This window comes from Brenneria populi, assembly GCF_036016195.1.
GTDB lineage: Bacteria > Pseudomonadota > Gammaproteobacteria > Enterobacterales > Enterobacteriaceae > Brenneria > Brenneria populi.
The window spans coordinates 26386-49935 of record NZ_JAYWTM010000036.1; the positions used below are offsets into that span (position 1 = coordinate 26386).

Consider the following 23550-nt stretch of genomic DNA (forward strand, 5'->3'; position numbering starts at 1 on the left):
ACATAAGCAGATATCGCTGCCTGATGTCACCGATATTATCATTCTTGTGACAACATTAGCCCGCTATGCCGGACTATCCCCATCCTTCTCCGGTGATGGAGAATCATCTGCCTTGCTGGAGTTCAGCTCGTAGTAAATCGCCAGTTGACGTAGTTTTGATATTTCAAGATTGATAACGGATTTTCCTGCGCTGTTTTCCCGTTCAGAAACAACCGGATTGAGCAGAAACACACGGAAATACCTGACGTTTTCTGTGTCCAGTATTTCATCGATATAATGACCAAACCGGCCTTTCGCCATCAGATCTTTACTGACATAGAGGCGAACAGGTTTACCCTCATGTTTATCAAAGAAATTAAAAAGAAAACCCCGTCCATACCGATGCATTAGCGTTCCGCCGCCATAGATGACGCCCGCGTACGGGTTAGTCAATCCTCGCTGAATATGCGTTATATATTCATGAAGATAGACCTGACCGTGGTGCATGATCCTGAGTCTCAATGCCCTGAACTCATCCTGAGGCAGCGTTTCTTTCGCTTCCTGCCATGTGTCGATCAGTCGCTGCAGCTGGTTGGTTCGCGTATAGCGACTCCAGCGTGGCTCTTCATCTGCACCGGACTTTTCATCATCCCCGACAGGTTTTTTTACATGAGCGGGAGTGGGAAGCTTCAGGGGATCAGCTGGCTCACCCTCAGGATCATCAATCGAAGGGTCAAAGCAGTTGATATAGTCCGTCAGCTTTTGCTTTGCTTTTCTTTCCGTGAAATCAGCCTCTGATTCGTCCGGCTGTCTGTCCTGATCGGCATCCTCGGTGAACGCGATCCATTCACATCCGAACTTGTGAGGATGGGGGGAACGGAAGTGTGCAGCCTTGAATTTTTCGCCATCTTCCGCTTTGACGTGATAGTTAACGCCGCTAATGGTGACATTACAGTTGCGATCGCTACAGGAAAAAGTGAACCGCTTCCTTTCTTCCAACTTTCTGGAAAAAAATTCCGTTCGCGCTTCATCAATGGACAAGCAACGCCCCAGTTCATGGCAATAAGCGAACAGTACCTTTGTCTTCGACATGCTCCCTCCATACGTTCATCCGATTCAAGGATATCACATGAAAAACCTCTCTCTCGACCGCTATAAGCAGCGATTTTTTGGCGATTTTCTGGATCGCCGGGGACTGACAGAGATCGCCGTCAACCGCCCGGGCGAGCTATTCACCAAAATTGATGGCATCTGGGAACTGCACACTGTTCCACTGGATTATGAGGGCTGCTATTACTTTGCCAGATGTCTGGCGAAGCATCACGGCGACAATATCGAAGATATCAAGCCGGGGCTGTCAGCTACGCTGGAATCCGGCGAACGTTGTCAGGTGATTGTGCCCCCGGCCTGCGAGCGTAACACGGTGTCCATCACCCTGCGTAAACCCTCACAGGTGCAAATTCCGCATCAGGACTATATTGCCGCCGGGTTTTATAACAGAGTGACGGGCACGGAAAAAACGCAGACGCACGATCAGGAATTATTAGCCTTATATGACGCAAAAGACATTCCACGCTTTATGGAGAAATGTGTGGAATACGGTAAAACCATTGCGGTGGCCGGGGAAACCAGTACCGGAAAAACCACCTATATGAAGATGCTTATTGGTTTTATTCCGCGCCATCTGCGTATTACAACCATTGAAGATAATCCGGAAATCACCTTATTTACTCATAAAAACTACGTCCACCTTTTTTATCCGTCGGAATCGGCAGATGAAAAAGGGTCAATTGTGACGCCCGCCAGCCTGCTGCGCTGGAATTACCGCATGAATCCCGACCGCATACTATTAACCGAAGTGCGCGGCGGTGAGGCCTGGGATTTTCTCAAGATAACCGGCTCCGGCCATGAAGGAAGTATGACCTCTGTCCATGCCGGTTCAGCAATGGAAGCGGTAGACGGGTTTATTACCCGCTGTTATGAAAACCCGCAATGCGCCCGACTCCCTTACACCTTTATGCTACGCAAGGTGCTGGACAGTCTGGACGTTATCGTGAGTATCGACCTGGACGGTAATGTGCGCCGGATGAATGATATTTATTTCCGGCCACTGCACCGCAGCGCCTTTTTTGAGGAGATGAAAGCATGATGAAGGTTATCAATATGCTGCTATTTTCGCTGGTACTTTCCGGCTGTTCTTCACCCCCGCCACCGGTTACTGTTGAATGGGATAAACCGGGCCAGTCAGTCAATACTGGTTTACCTCAATGGCGAGACAACCCGGTAATTATTCCTTCTCCGATGGTTAAAGATACATGGTTATTATCCATTCACACACGGAATTTTAATGAGACACGCTGGACGCCCGCCGTATATTACGCGGCCGCCCACTCTGCACGTATTGTTGTTGCTACAACATCAGGCGCAGAATTCTTTACTGCAAAAAACTGGCTGCGTCGATATGGTGCAAAAGGCGTTATTGAATATCAACCTGTCTCTGGATGCCTGACATGCAGCGACACTCGCATTTATTTTTCACATTGAATCCTCCCCTCACATCCTGAAATTCACCTCACCGTAAGGACGTCATCATGAAATATTCCGCTATTGCGACGGCAGTGCTGTGCATTGCTGCCGGGACGCCTGTTTATTCTTTCGCTGCTGACCCGTGCGAAGTGGTGCTTTGTATGTACGGTAAAGCAACCGGAAACAATGGAGGAAGTGAATGTCGTTCTGCGGAACGTGCTTTCTTCAATATCGTCAAAAAGAATAAACACGGTTTTTTACCCAATCACACACTGAATGCCAGAAAAGCTTTCTTGGGAGAATGTGCCAGTGCTGACCCGGAGGCGGTGAATAAAATTATTTCCAGGTTTGGCAAGTTCAGAGGGTAATACAACCCTAGCCGTTATCTTAATGTATTTCCCTGCATGGAGAAGCAAAAATGGATAAAGAAGACCTGTTTATTTCCAACATTCACTCAACGCATCACGACAGAATATCTGTCACGTGTATCTATGATTCTCTGTCAAAAAAAGCACATCAGGGATGCGGACTTTATTACGAGATATATGAAAGCCGATTTATCGGTTTATTGAGACATCATCTGTCACAACTTAATGAATCGGACGCCGAGAAGCTCAGGCGGTATGCCGAAAGTCAGGGAACGAAAGTCGATGATGACACCTACCATGCGGTATGCAACGCTGAACGAGAATGCCGGGCTGAAATAGCCCGCGAACAGACGTGAATAACAAAGATTGATAATGTCTCGAATGACGCCACAGACTGACAGACGGCGGTTTTAAAGCATGCTTATTTTGGCTTCAATTTCGGAGAAATTGTTAAGCCGTAAAATAAGTATGTGGAGCGCGGACAGAAAATTCAATTTCGCAGAAATTGCTAATTTTCAGGCACCGCGCCCACCTGCGAACATTCGCCCAAAGCGAATTGAGCAGGCCGGGGGGAGCCGAATAAATTTCGCCGCCCCAGCGAGCGAAAAGCTGTCGCCCACGACAGCGGTTTATTTGGGGGGCAAAGCCCCGCACACCGTCAAGCCAGGTAATATTTCCCGCCCCAGCGGGGAATATTGCCGATCAGGCGCGACCAACCCCTTTAAAGCAGCGTTCCCGTTTTTTGGAGCTTGCGAGAAAAAACAGGCGAAACGCGCGTCTTAAAGGGGTTGGTCGCGCGTAGCGGGCGACGGTGTGCCGCCTTTGATCCTGGGGGTTTTGGCGAGGCGTCCAGCCGCGACATTACCCCCATGTGATATGCAGTGAGAGCGTCCAGCACGAGCGTAATGTCACAGGCCGTTGCCCGTCATTCGCGCGTTTCAGGGGACGGACGACCATGCGTCGGCTGTTTTCTGAAAGCGCGGATAACGGGCATGAGCGTCGGAGACGTTCAGTGCTTTTAATCCGTTTATGGGCGTCCTCAATAGGCGTCGCGTGTGGGCGTGGGGTTTAACGTCCATCGGTGACGCCCATGTGCTGCGCCCGTCACACCGAAATCAGACCGGAGATCACTGCAATGGGAACTCATCTGATGCAAAGGCTGAATGCCTTTTCGGATGCCTTTTCTTTTTTTCTGCTGTGGCTGCAACACAACCCGGTAATATTATCCATATTCGCCGGGCTGACGCTGCCATTCATCTTTCATCTGCCACGTGAAGAAAGAAAAAATGCCCCCTTCTGGTTAAAATCCGTAGCGGGTGTATCCACCTTCTTTTTCATATTTGGCACTCTGTCACCACTGACCATTCAGGGGCTGAGTTTTTTCTTTAAAGTACTCGACAATAACATACTACTAAGATTACCACTCTGGGTACTGACTGTCGGATTTACGCTTGCCGGTCTGGCTTTTCATATTACTGCCCGAAGGCTACTGGCCGGAGAAATCGACAGTCTAAAACACAGGATGATTAAAAAAAGCAAACTGGAAAGAAATGTCAGAACGGATGTTCGTGAAGTCAGAGACATGTTACCTGACAGTATTGCGTATAATCCGTTGGATTATATTGATCTGAGTAAAGGTATTTTTATCGGGCTGGATAAAGATAATCAGCCACAATATATCACCGCCGAAGAATTTCAAACTCAGCACGCGGATCTTATCGGCACCACAGGTTCCGGTAAAGGCGTCAGTGCCTGTGTACTGCTTTATCAGGCAATACTTTCAGGTGAAGGCGTATTTGTCGAAGATCCTAAAAATGATGAGTGGGCACCGCATGTACTACGGGAAGCTTGTCAGAAAGCGGGAAAGCAATTTGTTCTTATTAACCTGAATGACCTTAATTTTCAGCTTGATTTACTGGCTGATATTTCTCATGAACAGCTGGAGGAGCTGTTTAATGCAGGTTTCAGCCTGGGTAAAAAAGGTGAAGGTGCTGACTTTTATCGTATTGCCGACCGTCGTGCAGCCAGAAATACGGCAGCTATTTATGAAAAAGAAATGACGTTACGCGACTTATTTAACACTGACTTTGTGAAATCCCTCAGTGAAGATGTGCCTGCTTTTTATGGCGAGCTTGAGGAAATCGCTTTAGTAAACTCCATTAATGCCAATAAGGGATTTTCATTAAAGAAAATATTTGATGAAGGTGGCTGTTGTTACATCATCGGCTCAATGCGTAATCAGAAAATCATCTCGGCTCAGCGAATGATTTTAACCCGTCTGATCCAGATAGCCGAAACACGTGACCGGATAAAAGGCAAACCTCGTCCTGTTGCTATTTTCCTTGATGAACTCAAGTATCACCTGTCCCGCCCTGCGCTTGAAGGACTTGGCGCAGCGAGGGATAAAGGCGTGCATATCATCATGGCCCACCAGTCGGTAAAAGATTTGTATGACTGTCCGGCAGATCTGGAGGGTGATGCTGTAGCCGGTTCGGTCATTGAGAACTGCAAGTTTATGTTGGTTTATCGCCTTCGTGATCCGGATACCGCCGACTGGGTGGCAAGGATGACCGGATCTATTCTGGTTGACGATGAGATGAGGAAAGTAAAAACGGATATTTCCCTGACAGAGAAAATGGAAATGGACAGGATGATCCGCCAGGCTGAACGCTATTACATCGACAGCAACATGTTGCTCAACCTCCCCCAATTCGTTGGTTTTGTTTTTACCCAGAATGATCTGGCGAAGGCAACCAAACTATTCCACATACCAGCAAAGAAGCAATATATCGACCTGTTTTCATTTGAGCATAAAAACCCTCCGCATACCGAAAAAGAAAATCAGGTTCACAAACCCTCCATTAACCTGTGAGGCTATCAATGCTTATTCATAACGTTACTGAAAGAAATGAAGCCGCAAAACGGAGAATGCAGGCATTGCTGTATTTTCTCAAGGAAGAAACGTTCTCTGATTTGCGGACCTTAAAAAAAGTTGTCGGCTATAAAGGAAAACATAACCATGCGATGTATAAACTGCTCAATAAAGCGGTTGCGATGGGCCTCCTGATTAAACACGAATATCCGGTATTGACCGGGAAAAAATCATTGTGGGGGCTCAGCATGCAGGGACTGGCGATGGTGGTTAGCGCTGATGACAAGGTTTTCCCCGCCTATTTTGAGCCGGGAAAACTCAAACACTCGACGCTGGAACATCGACTGTTAAATCAGCGGGTGAGGATCGCCCTTGAGGAAAAAGGCGGTACAGGCTGGCTTAACGGCGATCGGAGAGAGTTTATGTCGCGATACCCGGGCTTCCGGCACCGACCGGACGGCATCATTACCTTAAGCAGCGGTGCCATCGTTGCGGTGGAAACAGAGCGAACGATGAAAACCCGCGCCCGTTACATCAGCATCATCAACAGTCATCTGGCCGCCAGCGACGCCGGGCGCTGGCACTATGCGATGTATGTGATGCCGGATGATAAAACCAAAGAATCGCTGGTCAGGCTGTTTGACAGCATCAGGACGGTGATGAGGAACAACGTTCCCGTCCCGTTTGATGCAAAGAACCGGGAAATGTTTCTCTTCCGCACAATTGATGAGCTGGAAAATAGTGTCAATGATAAGCAGGAGTCCCCCTCTTCATCATCTGGTGGCGATGAAGGGAGGGAACGCCATGCATGACATTTTGACTCATGGCGACTGCCTTGACGTACTGCGCAATATGCCAGGCAACTCGGTGGACAGCATCGTGACCGACCCGCCATATGGAATTAAATTCATGGGGAAGACATGGGACTACGATGTCCCTTCACCGGCCATCTGGAAAGAATGTCTGCGCGTACTCAAACCCGGTGGTCATCTGCTGTCGTTCGCGGGCTCCCGCACTCAACACCGAATGGCAGCGCGTATAGAGGATACGGGCTTTGAAATACGTGACATGATCGTATTTCTCTACGAGACCAGCAATGCTGCTCAGGCCCTCATTGAAAGTTTGTCTCCGGACCAGCTCAAATTGCTGGACGCAGCATTTGGACGTGACGGAATGCTAGGCTGGGTATACGGTTCGGGCTTTCCTAAATCCCACCACGCGTTAAAACCGGCACTGGAACCTATTACCCTTGCCCGTAAGCCATTCAAAGGGTCTATAGCATCGAACTTATTCGCGCATAGTACCGGCACTCTGAACATCAGCAAGTGCAGGATCCCTCTGGCAGAGGGGGAATCCCCCTATAGTTACCCTAATGGACCGGGTGGTTCCGATCCTAATCACATGTGGCGAGGCAAAAATAAAGGTGATGGCGGTATCGCCAAACAAGGAAACCCTGATGGTCGCTGGCCTGCCAATCTTATCCATGATGGCAGTGATGCAGTACTTGCTATGTTCCCAGACACTCTTCAGCAGGAGGAAATTAGTAGCGCCAGTCGGTTCTTTTATTGTGCAAAGGCCAGCAGAAAGGACCGTGGTGAGGGTAACAATCATCCATGTGTAAAGCCCACCGAGCTGATGCGTTACCTTTGCCGCCTGATTACGCCCCCGGGCGGCACTGTACTTGATCCCTTTATGGGCAGTGGAAGCACCGGCAAAGCTGCGGTGATGGAAGGATTCTGTTTTATCGGTATTGAGCGCGAAACGGATTATGTGAACATTGCTCGCAGGCGTATTGCGGCAGCACGTAGTACCACTGTTCGTTCTGGTGACGTAGGTAGACACATTGATAAATGAAGCCGGGTTAAATGCCTCTAAGAGTACTTGGCTCAGATTTGAGCTAACATTTTTATGGCTCAGGGCATAACCTGTATCTGACAGGCAGCTTTGTGCCAACAGCGGACGTTAATGAGAACAATCTGTGGCAATCAACGGGGTGGGGTCAGTTCATAAATGACTCTGAGGTTTCTGTTAAACCTGTGGCGATTCAACTGACCTTTGATATTGCGGTTTCAAATCTACGTTATAAAGCTTCGCTCTTTGAGCCGATGCAGCCCAAACGAGGATATAGATTTGGCTGACTATAAACTTCTGCTTTTGAGCGAGTTGAAGCATGAATTTCTTCCTGACACATCAATCCGATTGGCGGCGAACCTCGATGTCAACGATGTGGCGAGGCATTCGCCCAAGCCGAAGATCGCCGTTAGCGATGGCAATGACGTCCTCATGCTCGTCACCAGCCCACAGGCCAACAAGCTCGTGCAGAAAAAAATCCGCGTAGGAGCAGCTGGCGTCGCGTACCTGCATCGCCAAAACAGTAGTTTTGCTCGTGTGCAACTGGGTCAAATTTCTGACGAGCCGCGCTGGGGCAACCCAGAGAACCGGGTGAGGCGAGGCCGGAGTCGTGAACAGGTAATAGGCGTGTTCTGACTGTTTGAGTATGTCCTCGCACTGCTGCAGGTCGATGCCTACCGTCGAACTGAAGCCCCGTCCCGAAACAGTGCCTCTGCGCTTTTTCACCTGCATAAGGGTCGCACGCTGGATCACTGTTTCCCCCTTGTCCACGATACGGCTCAGGAACAGCACGTCTGCCCCCAGCGGAGCCCCGGCTGATGTGTTCGCCCCTTCCTCTCGCTTGCTAGGTTGACGCACCTTCACTGTCAGGCTCGGATATGTCGCCCGCGTCGTAACCGAGAGTTGATGTAACTGGTCGCTCGCGTTGTTCAACGCCTCCATTGTCAGAGTCAGGAGGCGCGCCGTATGGGCCTCCTCGTCATCTCCCCAGGTCTCCGAATATTCGCGACAAAATTTTTCCTCCATCTGGCTAAGCGCCCTATGGATGACGCGCTCCACGGAAGGGTCGCTCAGCCAAGTTTGGGCTCCTACGCTAGGCAACGCAGTAGCACCCTCGCCCCGGCCTACTGGCCCCTCCAGGTCCAGTGCCCCCTGCTTGGACCGCACTAGTCCCTTGCTCCTCAGTTGCAGTTGCCTTGCAGGAGTACCGACAAGCCGATTCGCAAACGCCAGATGCTCCTCGTCATCCATCAATCGCAAAAGCACTGGCTCGACTTCGGCAAATGCCGTCTGCTCGAGCCAAAGGCAGGCAAAATTGAGGAGCCCCTGGGCTAATTCAGGTTCCTCATTCACCCGATCGAACAGATCCTGCCGCCAGGCCTCGCGGGCGGCCGGGCCTAGTTGGGTCCACAGCGTTTCTCGATCCCACGGCTGGGATGGCAATTCTCTGAGGCTGGCAATGACGCTTTGCTGACTAGACCGCGCTGGGTCTCCAAACTCGTGCCAAGCCGCCGCAAGTGCGAGGTCCGAGGGTATAGTGTCCCCGGACAATTCAGCAAGCCTCGAGAAGGCTTTGGCAACGCACTCCTTGATATTGTTTTCCTTCTCTTTCTGCGAACGGATATTCCAGCGCAGGAACAGATTACGTACATCTTCCGGCAATATCTTGCAGCAATGTTGGATAAGCTTAGGAAAGACTGACGGAACTGCTTGTTCAAAAACCTGTTCGCAAGCCCACCGGGATGTCTGCACTGTCGGCGAATTCGCAAATAGAGAGAAGACGAGCTCTTGCCTTGTGACGCTTGAATAGTCCGACGACATGCCGATATGATTCTTCAAATAGTCGCGTACACGCTGCCAATACAGCTTGACCAGTTTCTCGAAAGCCCAATTATTCTGCCACTGGTGAGGGTCGACTAGTTGAAGAACATCGATGCAATCTTCCTCGGACGTATTGTCCACCAACGCCTCCATGATCTGCTGATCGTCCAAAAAATTACGCCGATAATATGAACGGTCATCGAGCAACCAGTTCACCCAAAGCGCACGTGGCTCGATTTCCGCTACAATGATTTCACGTAAGCCCGGGGGATCGACCTTAAGTAAGCCATTCCTGAAGGTATCCTGAGCGCACCGGTAAGAATTTGGGTCCAAGATAGAGGACGAATTCTCAATCCCCGTGGATCCGTGTCCGAGAACTTTTAAGGTCAGCGCTATCTGCCCCTGCTGTGCCGCATACTTGAATTCGTCTTTAAACTGCTCACGCTTCCAACCCGTAAAAACGTGGTTATCAGGTGATATGTGGGAGTAGTCCAGACGAAGCATGTCTTTGTGGATGGTAAAATACTGTGAGAGGAATTCGACAAGCGGCTGAGCCCAACCTTCCAACGAAATACTGGCAACTGCCAGTTGATCGTCGAAGTCAATATTTAAGAACAAGATGGTCTCCCTTTTCCGAAGCTGGCGCCGACGACCTTCGCCATGGTGATCTGCAAAATCTCAATAAGTCCACTATAGCCAAATCGCAGGCGGTTCAAGGAACCGCTCTTAGACAACAACAGACATTATAGAATTCCGTTGAACTTTTTATTACTTCTACCTAAACAAATTTGCATATTACCGATCAACTTTAGCCAGATCATGATTGACCTGTTTCCAGTTGACCGACACACGCCATTGTTAGCAAGATTCATAGTGACTCAACTACGAACTTCTGCTCTTCGCTCAGGCTGTGTGAAAACTATTTTGGTCGCTTAAACTGCCAAAAACAGGGCTGAAAACTGCGCTCATACGTAAAATGTGGCTCAGCTAATTAGTCGGGCAACTCCAGATTTTGCGTAGACGCGCGCACTTCAGTTTTAGGTCAGAGTTTTCACACAGCCTGCGCTCAAAGCGGACCTGACAACAAGCTGGTCGGTCCGCTCCGTACCAATAGCAGACGTTGTTAAGCTCATGCAGTATGGATTCACGAAGAACATACGTTATTTTTTGTCCTGATTGACTCGGAATGAAAGCTCCTGATGGCTCTCATTTCGCTCGCTGTAACGATCTGCAAGATAACCGGTTTGTCCCTTAAGCTGCACTGTGATTTTAAACAGCTCCTCGGCTACATCGACGGAAATAAATGTTTCTCGACTATTCTCTAAGGCAACTTGCGGCCTATAAAAAAGAACCGGGTATAACCCGGCTCTTTTTAACTGATTTCAAAATCTTTTAATTCCCCACCTTCAGCAATCAGCTTTGAGATCCGCTTCGGCATTCGCCCCTGACCTGACCATGTTTTTGACTCTCCAGTTTCGTCAGTATATCGATACTTCGCGGGGCGTGGGGAGCGCGTCTTTTTAACCTTACCCGGAGAGCCAATAGCAGCCATAAGTTCGGATGGGTCGATACCCTCATCAAGCATCATCTGACGAAGTGTTTCCAGTTTATCGCGGCGCTGACTTTCATTTGCAAGACGTAATGTCTCTTCTTCTCGTCGTTCTATAAGAATAATTTTAAACTTTTCCAGAACATCTTCCAGTACATCTAATGACATTTCACGAGTCTGAGAACGTAAGGTACGGATATTGTTTAACTGTGTAAGAGCATCTGACATAAAGAGACCTTTTAAAGTTTTTTCGTTGTTCAGCAAATACCAATGTCGACGGTTGCTCATCAACCCGATTTTTCTTACTGAGCATTTTAATCCGATTGGTACATATTGTTATTAACGAGGTTTAGACTAGTTATATAAATCTCTTATCGCAAGACAAAATTAAGAGGAATGTGCAAGAACTAAATTACAACTCCTACGAAATGTCCATGCATTTTTGAAGGTACTTAAAACTATGATGCCAGGAGTCATCCGGAGAGCCTTTTTATACCCTCATAACTTATTGCTTCAGTCACACCTGATGAGATTTAAAATGAGGAGAGACAGCGCCGCCACTTAGCAAGGTTTTTCACAAATGGCAAGATGGCATGCAGGGGAGAGACACCTGCATTTTGTCAGAGGGTAGCGAATTACTCTCTCTTTATAGAGGTGTTTCTAAAATAGTGTAATGTAAAAAAAAGCCTGCTGTTAGCAGGCCATAAATGTTTTTAACTCATTTTTCGTTCGATTCTGATAAATAGGGTAAGCATGCAATTAAACGTGGAGCAGAGAGCATGACAAAAATGCTATAAATATTTCCTGGCCGCATCAAGTATCTCCTGTGACGTTAACTCCCTGTCAGTAGCCACGTAAACAATACCATGATCGCCAGTTAAGGAAGGAAAACCTGCAGACATAATCCGAAGATGTGTTTCTTCACCGTTTGTATATTCCTGCCTGATAGAGGATATACCTTCCAGAGCGGTCATGACTTTACAGGATTCAGCATTAAAGAAAACAAGGACTTTAATCATATTCTATTACCCTGTTCTCTCGTGGATATTAACTGGCAGATGCCATTAAGGTCAAAGCCATTACGCACTTCTTATTTAACATGTGGTTAGCTTGTGCTTTTAGACTTTTTATGCAGTAGTACTGTACTTCATCACATCGGTTAGCATACTCATAATTTTGAAAAATATGCTGATCAGATATTAAGAATAAACGACTTTCATCTGATTTAAGTTATGGATCTGTCTACTCAGGAATAATCCTTCATCGTTATCGCAGACCCACAATGATTTATTTATCGCAAAGTGTTACGTTTGCAGCAGCAGGACCCTTGTCTCCGCGGTGAATGGCGAATTCAACTTTCTGACCTTCAAATAAAGTTTTAAAGTTGTCGCCATTAAGTGCAGACAAATGGACAAAGATATCTTTGCTGCCATCAAGAGGAGAGATGAAACCAAAACCTTTGTCTTCGTTAAACCATTTTACCAGGCCTGTAATTCTAGAGGTCATACTGACTCCTGTTATACATCATTGTATTGATAGTAAACGTATGGACTCAAAAAAGGGGATATCAACGATAGCGCCTGGTAATGAGAACTGCCCGGAAAATTTCTAACTTTCATTAGTACATCGAACTGATGGGATTCATTAAGGCACAGGGAATCGATATAAGCAAATTATCTTTTAGCCGTCCAGAGGTCCTGTAGGGAAAATAAAAGTGGCTGAATGCCATTTCCAATGTATAGTCTTTAAGTGTTTTCAATAAGGAATTGACTTGTCCCATAAAATGACCGGAATTGTCAAAAACTTTGATATTCTTTGTGGTAAAGGCCTCATCATCCCATCTGATGGACGAAAAGACGTTCTGCTTCACATTTCAGCCGTTAACTCCCGCGAATCAGAATTACTCATCCCTGGAAGGCGCATAGAGTTTTGCCGGATAAACGGTCTCAGGGGACCTGTGGCTGCGAACATTTATCTTTCCTGATTTTCAGTGTGTCAAAATAAATAGATTAAAACTTAACCATATGTGGTACGGTGAATCTCATTCATTGAAAGGTTAATGGTTATGTCTGTTATCAATTACGCAATGAAACTCTTCAGCAGTGCGTCTACTGCCACTGCTGCCTGTCCTGTTTGTGGCTTAAAATCAGCACAACCGTTGTCAAAAATCCGGCTCAACCAGACCATGCTTTGCCCCGGATGTAAGGCTCTGTTTATCTCCCGACGCTAGCTCGACAAAAACCGCATAACAGAGCTCATGTCCTATACTTATGTTAGATTACGGCAGCTGTTAAATCCCTGATGCCTGACGCCCATCCTGAGAGAACGTTTCTGAACTGATTTCGCAACTGCTCCTGCGCGCTAACGTCGCATCAGAGCAATGCTATGAAAATGATCCCCAGAGCGTGGTTTAACCGCTCCCGTATTCTGATGAATGCTGCCGAAAACATAACGTTTTCGGCGAACGATCCTGCCGGTGAAAGCTCGCCGCGGTCAGAACTCTTTTCGACCGTCCAGATGGAACGCTACGGCCAGAAGCTGGCGCGGACTCATAAAGTATCACCGGATAGGCATCCTTATTATCTTCTGAAACGGCTTGGCGACAATGAGGCCGTCATTACCCAAAACTGCTATGAGCTTAACGCGGGTAAAAAGACCAGTATCATGCCCGCCGGTGAATGGCTGCTGGACAATTATTATCTGATTGAGGAACAAATCCGCACTGTCCGCCAGCATCTGCCGAAAAGCTTTGGCAAAGGTCTTCCGTCGCTGGTATCGCCGTTAAATTGCCCACGAATTTATCATATTGCATCAGAGGCCATTGCTCACGGCGATGGCCGCTGGGATGCCGCCAGCCTGACCAGCTATCTCACTGCCTATCAACAGGTGACGCCGCTGACGCTGGGTGAAGTCTGGGCGTTACCGGGAATGCTGCGCCTTGCGCTGATTGAAAATCTTCGTCGTATCAGTATGGAAGTGATAAAAGCGCAGCAGGACAGAAACCTTGCTGATACGTGGATAACAAGGATTGTCGAATGCGCAGAGAGTGCGCCTGGTGATTTAATCATGGTGGTTGCCGATATGGCGCGCTCCCGACCTCCGTTAACCAGTGCGTTTGTCGCAGAGCTGGTGCGGCGCCTGCAGGGGCATGGCAACGCGCTGTCGTTACCTCTGACCTGGGTTGATCAGTGCCTTCGGGAACAGGGGATCACCACTGACGTTCTCATACATAGTTTCAATCAGCAGCTTGCCGCCAGCCAGCTGTCCGTCAGTAACAGCATCGCGGGCCTGCGTTTATTGAGTGAAACGGACTGGGCTGATTTCGCCGAAACGATAAGCGTTGTCGAACAGGCATTACGCAATGATCCTGCCGGCATCTATCCCCGGATGCACTTCAATACCCGGGATCATTACCGGCACGTAGTTGAGGTTCTGGCCAGAGACAGCGGTCTCAGCGAGCCTGAGGTTGCTGAGAAGGCGCTGGCGTTTTCAGAGGAAAAAGCGCCTGATACACCGGAACATCATGTTGGTTATTATCTTGCGGGCGAAGGTCGACAGGCGCTGGATATTCATCTCCTGGCAGACGCCTCAAGGCTCATACGCTTGCGGCACAGTTTCAACAGAATAACCCTGCTGTCATGGCTTGGAAGCCTGGCGTTGCTGACAACCGCAGCGACCGCAGCAATATTGCACGAAACCGCCATGCAGGGCGCAGACTGGCTATTGATCGCGGTGATATTACCTCTGATTATCGCATTAACTCAGTTAATGAGCGATTTGCTCAGTGATGCAACCACCCGTTTTCGCGTTCCTCGACCCTTGCCGGGGATGGATTTTTCAGCCGGTATTCCCGCTGACAGTGCCACCATGTTAGTCATTCCCTGTATGTTGACCAGCCACGAAAGTTTCAGCCAGCTCCTCACCAGTCTTGAAGTCTGCTGGTTGGGGAATGAAAACGAAAATCTCAGGTTCGCGCTGCTCACTGATTTTGCTGATTCTGAAAATGAACCCTCGCCGGAAAGTCACGCGCTGCTCAGACAGGCTATCGCCGATACGCAGGCGCTTAATCGCCGCTACCCCTCCGGCCGACCACGTTTTTATCTGTTACATCGCCAGCCTGAATGGAACCCCTCGGAAGAAGCGTGGATGGGCTATGAACGCAAGCGGGGAAAACTGGCGTTACTGAACAGCTGGTTGCGCCATCCCGGAACGCAATTTGTCAGCGTTGCAGAGATGCCTGCCCACCTTTTACCGGGTCACATAAAATACGTCATTACCCTGGACAGCGATACAGTGCTCCCGCGCGATACGGCACACAAACTCGTCGCGACGATGGCGCATCCGCTGAATACGCCTGAGTATGATCCGGTACGCCAGAGGGTTGTCAAAGGATTCGGTATTTTACAGCCCGGTCTTGCGGAGGAGATACCACGCAACGGTCAGGGGCGTTACGCAGCCCTGCGCAGCAGCGTACCGGGAAATAACCCTTATTCGATGATGTCTTCGGATATTTATCAGGATCTCTTTGGGGAAGGCTCGTTTGTGGGCAAAGGGATTTACGATGTTGATATTTTTATGCAGGCCACTACCAACATCTGCCCGGAAAATCTGGTACTCAGCCACGATCTGCTTGAAGGATGCTATGCACATTCGGGTCTGCTGAGCGAGGTGTTACTGTACGAACAGTACCCTAATAATTATCTGTCGGATGTTGCACGACGTTCACGCTGGATCCGGGGTGACTGGCAACTGCTTAACTGGCTGAAACCATGCGTCAGAAAAGCCGATGGAACCCAGGTCAGGAATCCGCTGACCGCGCTTTCTTACTGGAAATTACTCGATAATCTACGTCGCAGTATGGTCGCCCCCTCCTTACTGGTATTGCTGTTCTTCACTCTGCTTTGGGTACCCAATCCGGTTTACTGGCTGGGCATACTGTTGCTGATATGGCTGTTGCCAGCCATCCTCTGCATTAGCCACGACCTTCTGCATAAACCTCTGCGTCGCCGCGTGAAGCCGCATCTGTTACTGGTTGGGGCGGGCGCGCTAAAGCGTCTGTCAGGTATCAGCCTTAATTTTGCGATACTGCCGCACGAAGCCGGATATTCGCTGAAAGCGATCGCCGTGACGCTATGGCGACTGGGGATAAGCAGGCGTCACCTCAGCCAGTGGGTCAGCCACAGCCAGGACAGCAGTCAGGCCAGACCCACTGTTGCACGTTTTTATCAGGCGATGTGGCTGAACGTTGCCGGTGGCGTGGCGTTGACAATACTGACCGGACAATTTGCCCCACAGCTGCTGGGGATTGCGTTACCGATCGGTTTGGTATGGTGTGTGGCACCGCTGCTGATGAGCTGGCTGAGTCGCCAGCCCGTGCGTAAGGTTTTTTCGCCTAATCAGGAACAAAAACAGCTGTTACGCCAGACAAGCCGTGAAATCTGGGCTTTTTTTGAAACATTTGCCACAGCAAAAGAGAACTGGCTTCCGCCTGATAATTATCAGGAAATACCACAACCGACGGTGGCACACCGAACTTCTCCTACCAATATTGGTCTTTCACTTATGGCTAACCTGACGGCATGGGACTTTGGCTACCTGCCTGGCGGAGAGGTGCTCCGGCGCGTGTCGCTCACGCTCGACACGATGGATAAAATGGAGCACTACCGGGGCCATCTCTACAACTGGTATGACACCCGTACGCTGGTCCCCCTAAGTCCACGCTATATCTCCAGCGTCGACAGCGGCAATATGGCCGGGCATTTATTGACCCTGCGTGCAGGCCTGTCTGCCATGCGTCATCAGCCTGTTTTAAGCAACCAACAGATACTGGCAGGACTGAACGATACGCTGGATATTCTGGAAAAACAGTGGGGTAAGAACCCACCTGACAGCCTGAGACTACTGCGCAAGCATTGCCTGAACGCGGTGTCGCTCTCTCCGCAGGCGCTTTTCAGCGAACTGAAAAGCATGCGCACCCAGTGCAACCATCTGACCAGCGCATGTCATCAGGGATCTCCTCTTCAGATGCGCTGGGCTGGACATCTGGAGCATCAACTGGTTCAGCTTTGCCATGAGTGGTCTCTGTTGCTTGGCTGGTTGCCTGCATCCTGGAATGAACAGAAGCTGCCGACGCTGAGCGAGCTTGCCCGTCCGACATTAACCGGTACAGGAACGCCTCCGGCGTCAGTGGCGGAGCAGGCCCGAATGCGACTCAATATTATCACCGAGCTGGAACAGCGGCTGGATGAGCATGCCCGGATGGATTTCGCCTTTCTGTACAGTGAAGCAACCAGTCTGCTCAGCGTCGGTTATAACTGTGACACCAATATGCCTGACAAGAGCCACTACGATCTCCTGCCGTCTGAAATCCGCCTGACCAGTTTTCTTGCCATTGCGACTAATCAGCTGCCTCTTAAAAGCTGGTACGCGCTGGGTCGATTGTTTACCACGATTGATAATGAAACTGCCCTGATGTCATGGAGCGGATCCATGTTTGAATATCTGATGCCGAATCTGGTGATGCCCACCTGGCCCGGCAGCCTGCTCGATGAAATGAGTCAGTCGGCGGTTATGCGCCAGATTCACTGGGGGAAAGAACGCGGGGTACCATGGGGTGTTTCAGAGTCTGGCTATCATGCTTTTGATGTTCAGCATAATTATCAGTATCAGGCATTTGGCGTACCGGGGCTCGGTCTGCGCAGGGGACTTGCCGATGACATGGTTGTCGCTCCTTACGCCACGCTGCTGGCGCTGATGGTTTCCCCACAGAGAGCCTGTGAGAACCTGTTCAGGCTGCAAAAAAATGGTGCACGCGGAGAATACGGTTTTTATGAAGCGCTGGACTATACCCCCTCACGTCTTGCAACCGGTCAGCTCTATGCGGTGGTACAGTCCTGGATGGCGCATCACCAGGGTATGGCATTTCAGGCGCTGGCTCATGTGCTGCTTGACGCCCCCATGACTGAACGCTTTATGTCCAGCACGGTATTCCGGTCAGCGAGTCTGCTGTTACAGGAGCGCGTGCCGGATGCGGTCGATCTGTACAGTCCGCGCCGTCATTTTGAATCTCATGAGGGCAGGGTCAAACCCGTTCGCTATGAACCCCGTATTTTCTATAGCGTGGATACCCCCGCCCCGGATATTCAACTCCTGTCCAACGGCCATTATCATCTGATGTTGACCGCGGGCGGCGGCGGTTACAGTCGCTGGAATGATATTGCACTAACGCGCTGGCGCAGTGATACCACCCGTGATAACTGGGGAGCATTCTGCTACATCCGCGATACCCAGACGGGAGATGTGTGGAGCAATACCTGGCAACCAACAGGCTACACCAGCGGACAGGACGAGGAAGTGTTGTTCACCGATGCGGGGGCAGAATTCAGACGCAGCTTAGGGGGACTCAGCGTCAAAACTCAGGTGGTAATCTCTCCGGAGGATGATGTTGAATTGCGACGGCTCACACTGATTCATCGTGGTCGTAAGCCTCGCTCTCTGGAGCTGACAACCTATGCTGAAGTGGTACTGGCACCTGATGCCAGCGATCTGGCACACCCGGCATTCAGCAATTTGTTTATTCAGACTGAGCTGGCTCCTGAGCGTGACGCTATTCTTTGCCACCGGCGCCCGCGCTCACCGGATGAACCGGGCCCTTGCCTGTTTCACATGATGGTGGTGCACGGCGATAACCGACATAACGTGTCGTTTGAAACGGACAGGGCAAGGTTTATTGGACGTGGCAGAAACCCTGAGAATGCACAGGCAATAGAGACGGGAGGGATGCTAGGCAACACGTCGGGCTCGGTGCTGGATCCGATACTGGCAATTCGCAACGCCATCATTCTGCAGCCAGGGCAGCCGGTTACGATTGATATCATTTATGGCATCAGCGAGACCCGTCAGCAGAGCCTGGCGTTGCTGGAGAAATATCGCGATTACCCTATCGCCGATCGCGTCTTTGAACTGGCCTGGTCTCACAGTCTGGTGGTATTGCGCCAGATGAACGCCAGTGAAGATGATGCCACGTTGTTCAATAGTCTCGCCAGCGCTGTGCTTTACCCTGTCCAGGAGCTGCGCGCCGAAGGCCAGGCGATCGGCCGCAACCGGCGTGGCCAGTCCGGACTGTGGGGCTGGGCAATTTCAGGGGATCTGCCGATAGTGCTGCTGAGTATAACCAGCGAGGAAAGTATCACCTCAGTGACCACACTGATTCAGGCACACCGTTACTGGAGACAGAAAGGGCTGGATGTTGATTTGGTTATCCTGAATAACAGCCCCGGCGGCTACCAGCAGGGATTACAAAATCAGATTATGGAGTTAATTTATGCCGGGTCTGAAGCCAGTCTGCTGGATAAAAAGGGCGGGCTTTTTGTCCGGAACGGTGAGCATCTCTCCGCTGAGGATAAGTTGCTTTTGATGAGCGTGGCCTGTCTTTATCTTGATGACCGCGCAGGGGGTATTAATGAGCAGCTTAACCAGCGTATTCATACCCTGAAATCGCCGGCAAGGGCATTCATTCCGCGTGCTGTGCGCGAGCGTAATCAACATACGGACTGGAGCCCTGATACCAGTCAGTTATGCCATTTCAATGGGTACGGTGGATTTTCTCAGGATGGGCGGGAGTATCAGATCGTCCTTCGGGAAAATGCGCTTACACCGGCTCCCTGGTCGAACATACTGGCAAATTCCCGTTTTGGCAGTGTGATCTCAGAGGCAGGGCAGGCCTATACCTGGTATGAGAATGCCCATGAATACCGGTTGACGCCGTGGGAGAACGATCCGGTGAGCGATCGCAGCGGCGAGGCATTTTACCTGCGCGATGAAGAGAGCGGGGAGTGCTGGTCGCCGACGGCTTTACCTGTTCGCGGACACGGTGATTACCTGACCCGCCATGGTTTTGGCTACAGCGTTTTTGCCCATCGTGAGAGTGGTATAGACAGCGAGTTGACGGTCCTGGTTGCTGAAGAAGATCCGGTTAAACTGGTGCTCCTGACGCTCAGTAACTCTTCGGGACGGACACGTCAACTTTCCGTCACAGGCTATGTAGAGTGGACGCTCGGAGAAACACGAACGCGCTCAGCCCCCCACATTGTGACACATGTGGCCAGAACGCCCGGCGGCTGCGGGGTGCTTGCGAATAACTTTTATGGTGATAATGGTGGCGGCCGAACTACATTTTTTGCCGTCAGCGGTAATGACTGTTCTCTGACAGGGGACCGCCGGGAGTTTATTGGCCGTAATGGTTCCCTTCACGCCCCTTCGGCTATGAAACTGCAAAAGCTTTCTGGTAAGACGGGGGCCGGTCTGGATCCCTGCGGAGCGGTGCAATCGGCGGTTACATTAATTGACGGGGACCAGAGGACGTTTATTTTTATCCTAGGCGCAGAGGAGAATGATGTTTGTGCTCAGGAGACGCTGGCCCGCTACATGAACGAGGATACGGTCCGCCAGGAGCTGAACCGGATTCATAATCACTGGCACAATGTTCTCGATAAAATCGTAGTTAACACCCCCGACACGTCCGTAAATTTACTGGTTAATGGCTGGCTGTTGTATCAGACGGTCGCCTGCCGTCTTATGGCCCGGAGTGGCTACTATCAGTCTGGCGGTGCATTTGGTTTTCGCGATCAGCTGCAGGATACGCTGGCTCTGAGCCACGCTGCTCCGGACCGGATGCGTGAACAGATAATACTCTGTGCATCACGGCAGTTTATCGAGGGGGATGTGCAGCACTGGTGGCACCCGCCACACGGCAACGGTGTGCGTACCCGCTGTTCCGATGACTATCTTTGGCTGCCGCTTGCTGTTTGCCACTATGTTGAAACGACGGGGGATATGGATGCACTGGAAATACGCATTCCTTATCTGGAGGGACGCTCGCTTCAGCCTGGTGAAGAGTCTGTCTATGACACGCCGGTCATCAGCGGCACCGAAGAGACACTCTGGTTACACTGCGTCAAAGCTATTCACTATGGACTTCGCTTCGGGGAACATGGCCTGCCGCTGATGGGGGCTGGTGACTGGAATGACGGGATGAACCGGGTGGGTATCGAAGGCAAAGGTGAAAGCGTCTGGCTGGGCTTCTTCCTGTACGACATTTTGCAGCGGTTTGCAGCGCTGGCGGAGCGCAGGCTGGATGAAAGCGTCGCCGCGATGTGCCGTTCACAGGCTCTGCGCCTGCAAAGTAATCTCGAAGCCCACGCCTGGGATGGGGAATGGTACCGGCGCGGGTATTTTGACGATGGTACTCCCCTGGGATCGAAAACCTCACAGGACTGCCGGATTGATGCGATTGCGCAGAGCTGGTCTGTATTGTCCGGCGCCGCGAGCCCGGGACGGTGCGCAAAGGCCATGCAGGCGCTGGATAAGCACCTTGTGGATAACGAAGGAGGGCTGATCAAACTGTTAACGCCTCCTTTCGACGGACACGGTCCAAATCCGGGCTACATACAGGGGTACCTGCCCGGCGTGCGGGAAAACGGAGGGCAGTATACGCATGGCGCCATCTGGGCAGTGATGGCCTTTGCCCGAATGGGGAATGCCGAACGAGCCTGGCAACTCTGGTCAATGCTCAACCCTATAAATCATACCCTGAATGCGGACTCTGTCGGGATTTATAAAGCTGAGCCTTATGTCATGAGTGCTGATGTCTACAGCGTCGCTCCCCATACCGGACGTGCAGGGTGGAGCTGGTATACCGGTTCCGCAGGCTGGGCCTGGCGTTTACTTACCGAGGAATTACTGGGGATAAAACGTTCCGGCACTGACTTTAGTGTTCATGCCAGGTTACCGGATGAGTGGTCGTCTTTTTCTATGGCATATCAATATGGTGAAAGCCATTATCAGATTAGTGTTTCACGCGGCGATGCAGAATATTGCGTGACGCTGGATGGTGTTCTCCTCCCTGATGACAGAATACCGCTGAAGGATGATGGACAAAACCATACGGTTGAGATCATTCAGAACTGACACTGATCCCGGAGGTGCATTAACGTCTGCCGTTAATGCGCTGATTATCCCTGAGAACATCAATCGCAGTCTGCATGGCGATTTTGTCATCCCGCCTTTTTTGTTTGTCCTGCATGACCTGAAGGTATTCCAGCAAGGTGCGGGTATTAATCGGTCGGCCCTGTTTACCCACAGCCAGCACGGCTTCGCCAAGAATAATTTTCACAGGCGGTAGTTGTGCCGGATACCAGTCAAGGGTGTCTTCTGATTTCATCTTAAATTTCTCACGGAAGGGTAGTGTATCATAAATAAGACGTTCAATTTTCAATATCTGATATCCTGATTCAGACACAACTTAACATAACTTATGCCAGTTATTTTTATATTAAAACGTATAATAATTACTGTATTCCTCAGAGAATTATTTATGTCTTATACAAATGGGCTCAGGTATTTTAAAGAAAGACCGGTTCATGTTGCCTGCCCGGTATGTGCACACAGAGCCGATCAGAAAGCAGGTAAACTAAGAAAAGATGCGGTTCTTGAGTGCCCTGCCTGCGGACTGTTGTTCAGACCTTCAGAATGCTGGTGTATCGGCGGCTGATCAGCTTCTGCCACTTAACGTCAGTGATGTCGGAAAATGACAACATTCCTCCTGTACTGCTGTTGTCGAGGGTATGATAATGAAATCTAAAAAATCTGTTTTTATTGAAGGGCATATCATGTCGAACAGCTGTCACGGACAGCCTGGCCAACCTTTCTGTATTCACCGGGTCAGGTTTAGTAATGGTAAATATGCGATTATTCGGGTGGCATCCGGGATATGTTTCAAACCAGGCGAAATTATTCAACGAAACGATTGTGAGTGGTTTTATAAACTTACCAAAATTCGGCTTCTTTCTTTTGAGTACCTTGATGATGATGAATCAAGAAGACAATTCCTTGAGTATCAATGATAAAACCATGGATTTATAACAGAATAAATTTGCTGGCTTACAATTCACCCCTGGCTCTTTAAATTATTCACCAGTCATTGGAAAATATTTTTTCCTGAATTTAGATGAATTTAAATTATCTAAAACAAAATGTATCGCTAAAGACGAATTGCCTCATTGTTACCCTTTTGCGTTATAACCTTCATTAGCATTAAGGAAATTTATGGCACAGACTTTTACTCATAATTTACTTCATCCTCGCCACTGGCTTACCTGGTCTGGTTTGGGTCTGCTGTGGCTTCTCGTTCAGCTTCCTTACCCGGTTTTACATATTCTGGGCTCTGGTCTTGGAAAAATATCCAGACCCTTTCTGAAACGCCGGGAAGGGATTGCGAGTAGAAATATCGAACTTTGCTTTCCCGAGATGACACCGTTTGCCCGGAGCCAGATGGTCAATAAAAACTTTGTTTCTCTCGGGCTGGGACTGATGGAAACAGGAATGGCCTGGTTCTGGAGCGATGCGAGAGTCAAAAAATGGTTTGATGTCGAAGGGCTTGAAAACCTGACCGGTGCGACCAGAGGGGTAATGGTTGTCGGGATACATTTTATGTCCCTTGAATTGTGTGGAAGAGTAATGGGGTTATGCCATCCTATGATGGCAACGTATCGCCCACACAATGATTGAAGTGGTTTACTGAATTT

Annotated in this window: 19 protein-coding genes and 2 pseudogenes; 14 read left to right on the top strand and 7 right to left on the bottom strand. The window is 49.8% G+C overall.

Features of this window, described 5'->3' with window-relative positions; genetic code table 11:
• Positions 1–63 precede the first annotated feature (63 nt).
• The gene (locus VSX58_RS20760) at positions 64–1071 is read right to left on the bottom strand and encodes a hypothetical protein (protein ID WP_076945532.1); all 1008 of its coding nucleotides are present in this window, start codon (positions 1069–1071) and stop codon (positions 64–66) included.
• 37 nt (positions 1072–1108) lie between these two features.
• On the opposite strand from VSX58_RS20760, the gene virB11 reads away from it, so the two are divergent.
• From virB11 to VSX58_RS20800, 8 genes are all read left to right on the top strand, one after another.
• Positions 1109–2128: a P-type DNA transfer ATPase VirB11 gene (gene virB11, locus VSX58_RS20765; RefSeq protein WP_327619748.1), complete on the top strand. Its 1020-nt coding sequence runs from the start codon at positions 1109–1111 to the stop codon at positions 2126–2128.
• Complete coding sequence (locus tag VSX58_RS20770; RefSeq protein WP_327619749.1) at positions 2125–2523, top strand: cag pathogenicity island Cag12 family protein; 399 nt, start codon at positions 2125–2127, stop codon at positions 2521–2523. Before virB11 ends, VSX58_RS20770 begins: the two co-directional genes overlap by 4 nt.
• A gap of 47 nt (positions 2524–2570) precedes the next feature.
• Positions 2571–2873 carry a TrbM/KikA/MpfK family conjugal transfer protein gene (locus VSX58_RS20775; protein ID WP_286462230.1) on the top strand — a complete coding sequence of 101 codons (303 nt, stop codon included), beginning with the start codon at positions 2571–2573 and terminating at the stop codon, positions 2871–2873.
• A 50-nt stretch (positions 2874–2923) separates the two neighbouring features.
• Positions 2924–3229, top strand: a complete 306-nt coding sequence (locus tag VSX58_RS20780; protein ID WP_286462232.1) for a dpoa decarboxylase — start codon at positions 2924–2926, stop codon at positions 3227–3229.
• A 61-nt stretch (positions 3230–3290) separates the two neighbouring features.
• Positions 3291–3656: a hypothetical protein gene (locus VSX58_RS20785; RefSeq protein WP_186376608.1), complete on the top strand. Its 366-nt coding sequence runs from the start codon at positions 3291–3293 to the stop codon at positions 3654–3656.
• 352 nt (positions 3657–4008) lie between these two features.
• Complete coding sequence (locus tag VSX58_RS20790) at positions 4009–5745, top strand: type IV secretory system conjugative DNA transfer family protein (RefSeq protein ID WP_327619750.1); 1737 nt, start codon at positions 4009–4011, stop codon at positions 5743–5745.
• Positions 5746–5753: 8 nt separating this feature from the next.
• On the top strand, positions 5754–6557 hold the full coding sequence (gene mobC, locus VSX58_RS20795) for a MobC family replication-relaxation protein (protein ID WP_327619751.1): 804 nt from the start codon (positions 5754–5756) through the stop codon (positions 6555–6557).
• On the top strand, positions 6550–7599 hold the full coding sequence (locus tag VSX58_RS20800; protein WP_327619753.1) for a DNA-methyltransferase: 1050 nt from the start codon (positions 6550–6552) through the stop codon (positions 7597–7599). Before mobC ends, VSX58_RS20800 begins: the two co-directional genes overlap by 8 nt.
• 336 nt (positions 7600–7935) lie before the next feature.
• Here VSX58_RS20800 and VSX58_RS20805 read toward each other — a convergent pair whose 3' ends face one another.
• The 5 genes and pseudogenes from VSX58_RS20805 to VSX58_RS20825 form a co-directional block, all read right to left on the bottom strand.
• Positions 7936–10035, bottom strand: a complete 2100-nt coding sequence (locus VSX58_RS20805; RefSeq protein WP_327619754.1) for a hypothetical protein — start codon at positions 10033–10035, stop codon at positions 7936–7938.
• Positions 10036–10577: 542 nt separating this feature from the next.
• Positions 10578–10712 (bottom strand): annotated as a pseudogene (locus VSX58_RS20810) (arsenical resistance protein ArsH); the annotation flags it as partial.
• A 77-nt stretch (positions 10713–10789) separates the two neighbouring features.
• A complete protein-coding gene (locus VSX58_RS20815; RefSeq protein WP_196406261.1) occupies positions 10790–11194 on the bottom strand; it encodes an H-NS family histone-like protein in 405 nt (134 codons plus the stop codon).
• Between the two features lie 563 nt (positions 11195–11757).
• Positions 11758–11985 carry a hypothetical protein gene (locus tag VSX58_RS20820; protein WP_327619755.1) on the bottom strand — a complete coding sequence of 76 codons (228 nt, stop codon included), beginning with the start codon at positions 11983–11985 and terminating at the stop codon, positions 11758–11760.
• 268 nt (positions 11986–12253) lie between these two features.
• Complete coding sequence (locus VSX58_RS20825; protein WP_223365845.1) at positions 12254–12472, bottom strand: cold shock domain-containing protein; 219 nt, start codon at positions 12470–12472, stop codon at positions 12254–12256.
• Between the two features lie 265 nt (positions 12473–12737).
• Between VSX58_RS20825 and cspF the strand changes: the two genes are divergently transcribed.
• The 3 genes from cspF to VSX58_RS20840 all read left to right on the top strand — a co-directional run bounded on the left by cspF (position 12738) and on the right by VSX58_RS20840 (position 21934).
• Complete coding sequence (cspF, locus tag VSX58_RS20830; RefSeq protein ID WP_327619756.1) at positions 12738–12950, top strand: cold shock-like protein CspF; 213 nt, start codon at positions 12738–12740, stop codon at positions 12948–12950.
• Between the two features lie 81 nt (positions 12951–13031).
• Positions 13032–13196, top strand: a complete 165-nt coding sequence (locus tag VSX58_RS20835; protein ID WP_213076404.1) for a YnfU family zinc-binding protein — start codon at positions 13032–13034, stop codon at positions 13194–13196.
• A gap of 155 nt (positions 13197–13351) precedes the next feature.
• On the top strand, positions 13352–21934 hold the full coding sequence (locus VSX58_RS20840) for a GH36-type glycosyl hydrolase domain-containing protein (RefSeq protein ID WP_327619757.1): 8583 nt from the start codon (positions 13352–13354) through the stop codon (positions 21932–21934).
• Positions 21935–21953: 19 nt separating this feature from the next.
• Here VSX58_RS20840 and VSX58_RS20845 read toward each other — a convergent pair whose 3' ends face one another.
• The gene (locus tag VSX58_RS20845; RefSeq protein WP_004132711.1) at positions 21954–22187 is read right to left on the bottom strand and encodes a hypothetical protein; all 234 of its coding nucleotides are present in this window, start codon (positions 22185–22187) and stop codon (positions 21954–21956) included.
• Between the two features lie 153 nt (positions 22188–22340).
• Here VSX58_RS20845 and VSX58_RS22555 point away from each other — a divergent pair, with 153 nt between their 5' ends.
• From VSX58_RS22555 to VSX58_RS20855, 3 genes and pseudogenes are all read left to right on the top strand, one after another.
• Positions 22341–22517, top strand: coding sequence for a YnfU family zinc-binding protein (locus tag VSX58_RS22555; RefSeq protein ID WP_213076229.1), 177 nt, complete (start codon positions 22341–22343; stop codon positions 22515–22517).
• Between the two features lie 79 nt (positions 22518–22596).
• The gene (locus VSX58_RS20850) at positions 22597–22869 is read left to right on the top strand and encodes a hypothetical protein (protein ID WP_016247220.1); all 273 of its coding nucleotides are present in this window, start codon (positions 22597–22599) and stop codon (positions 22867–22869) included.
• Between the two features lie 202 nt (positions 22870–23071).
• Positions 23072–23527 (top strand): annotated as a pseudogene (locus tag VSX58_RS20855) (LpxL/LpxP family acyltransferase); the annotation flags it as partial.
• Between the last annotated feature and the right edge of the window lie 23 nt (positions 23528–23550).

Coding starts and splice junctions, on each gene's coding strand:
- VSX58_RS20790 (WP_327619750.1), top strand. CDS start 4,009: ATGGGAACTCATCTGATGCAAAGGCTGAATGCCTTTTCGGATGCCTTT.
- VSX58_RS20770 (WP_327619749.1), top strand. CDS start 2,125: ATGATGAAGGTTATCAATATGCTGCTATTTTCGCTGGTACTTTCCGGC.
- VSX58_RS20800 (WP_327619753.1), top strand. CDS start 6,550: ATGCATGACATTTTGACTCATGGCGACTGCCTTGACGTACTGCGCAAT.
- VSX58_RS20825 (WP_223365845.1), bottom strand. CDS start 12,472: ATGACCTCTAGAATTACAGGCCTGGTAAAATGGTTTAACGAAGACAAA.
- mobC (WP_327619751.1), top strand. CDS start 5,754: ATGCTTATTCATAACGTTACTGAAAGAAATGAAGCCGCAAAACGGAGA.
- VSX58_RS20845 (WP_004132711.1), bottom strand. CDS start 22,187: ATGAAATCAGAAGACACCCTTGACTGGTATCCGGCACAACTACCGCCT.
- VSX58_RS20820 (WP_327619755.1), bottom strand. CDS start 11,985: ATGATTAAAGTCCTTGTTTTCTTTAATGCTGAATCCTGTAAAGTCATG.
- VSX58_RS20785 (WP_186376608.1), top strand. CDS start 3,291: ATGCTTATTTTGGCTTCAATTTCGGAGAAATTGTTAAGCCGTAAAATA.
- VSX58_RS20760 (WP_076945532.1), bottom strand. CDS start 1,071: ATGTCGAAGACAAAGGTACTGTTCGCTTATTGCCATGAACTGGGGCGT.
- VSX58_RS20815 (WP_196406261.1), bottom strand. CDS start 11,194: ATGTCAGATGCTCTTACACAGTTAAACAATATCCGTACCTTACGTTCT.
- VSX58_RS20835 (WP_213076404.1), top strand. CDS start 13,032: ATGTCTGTTATCAATTACGCAATGAAACTCTTCAGCAGTGCGTCTACT.
- VSX58_RS20780 (WP_286462232.1), top strand. CDS start 2,924: ATGGATAAAGAAGACCTGTTTATTTCCAACATTCACTCAACGCATCAC.
- virB11 (WP_327619748.1), top strand. CDS start 1,109: ATGAAAAACCTCTCTCTCGACCGCTATAAGCAGCGATTTTTTGGCGAT.
- VSX58_RS20775 (WP_286462230.1), top strand. CDS start 2,571: ATGAAATATTCCGCTATTGCGACGGCAGTGCTGTGCATTGCTGCCGGG.
- VSX58_RS20850 (WP_016247220.1), top strand. CDS start 22,597: ATGAAATCTAAAAAATCTGTTTTTATTGAAGGGCATATCATGTCGAAC.
- VSX58_RS20840 (WP_327619757.1), top strand. CDS start 13,352: ATGAAAATGATCCCCAGAGCGTGGTTTAACCGCTCCCGTATTCTGATG.
- VSX58_RS22555 (WP_213076229.1), top strand. CDS start 22,341: ATGTCTTATACAAATGGGCTCAGGTATTTTAAAGAAAGACCGGTTCAT.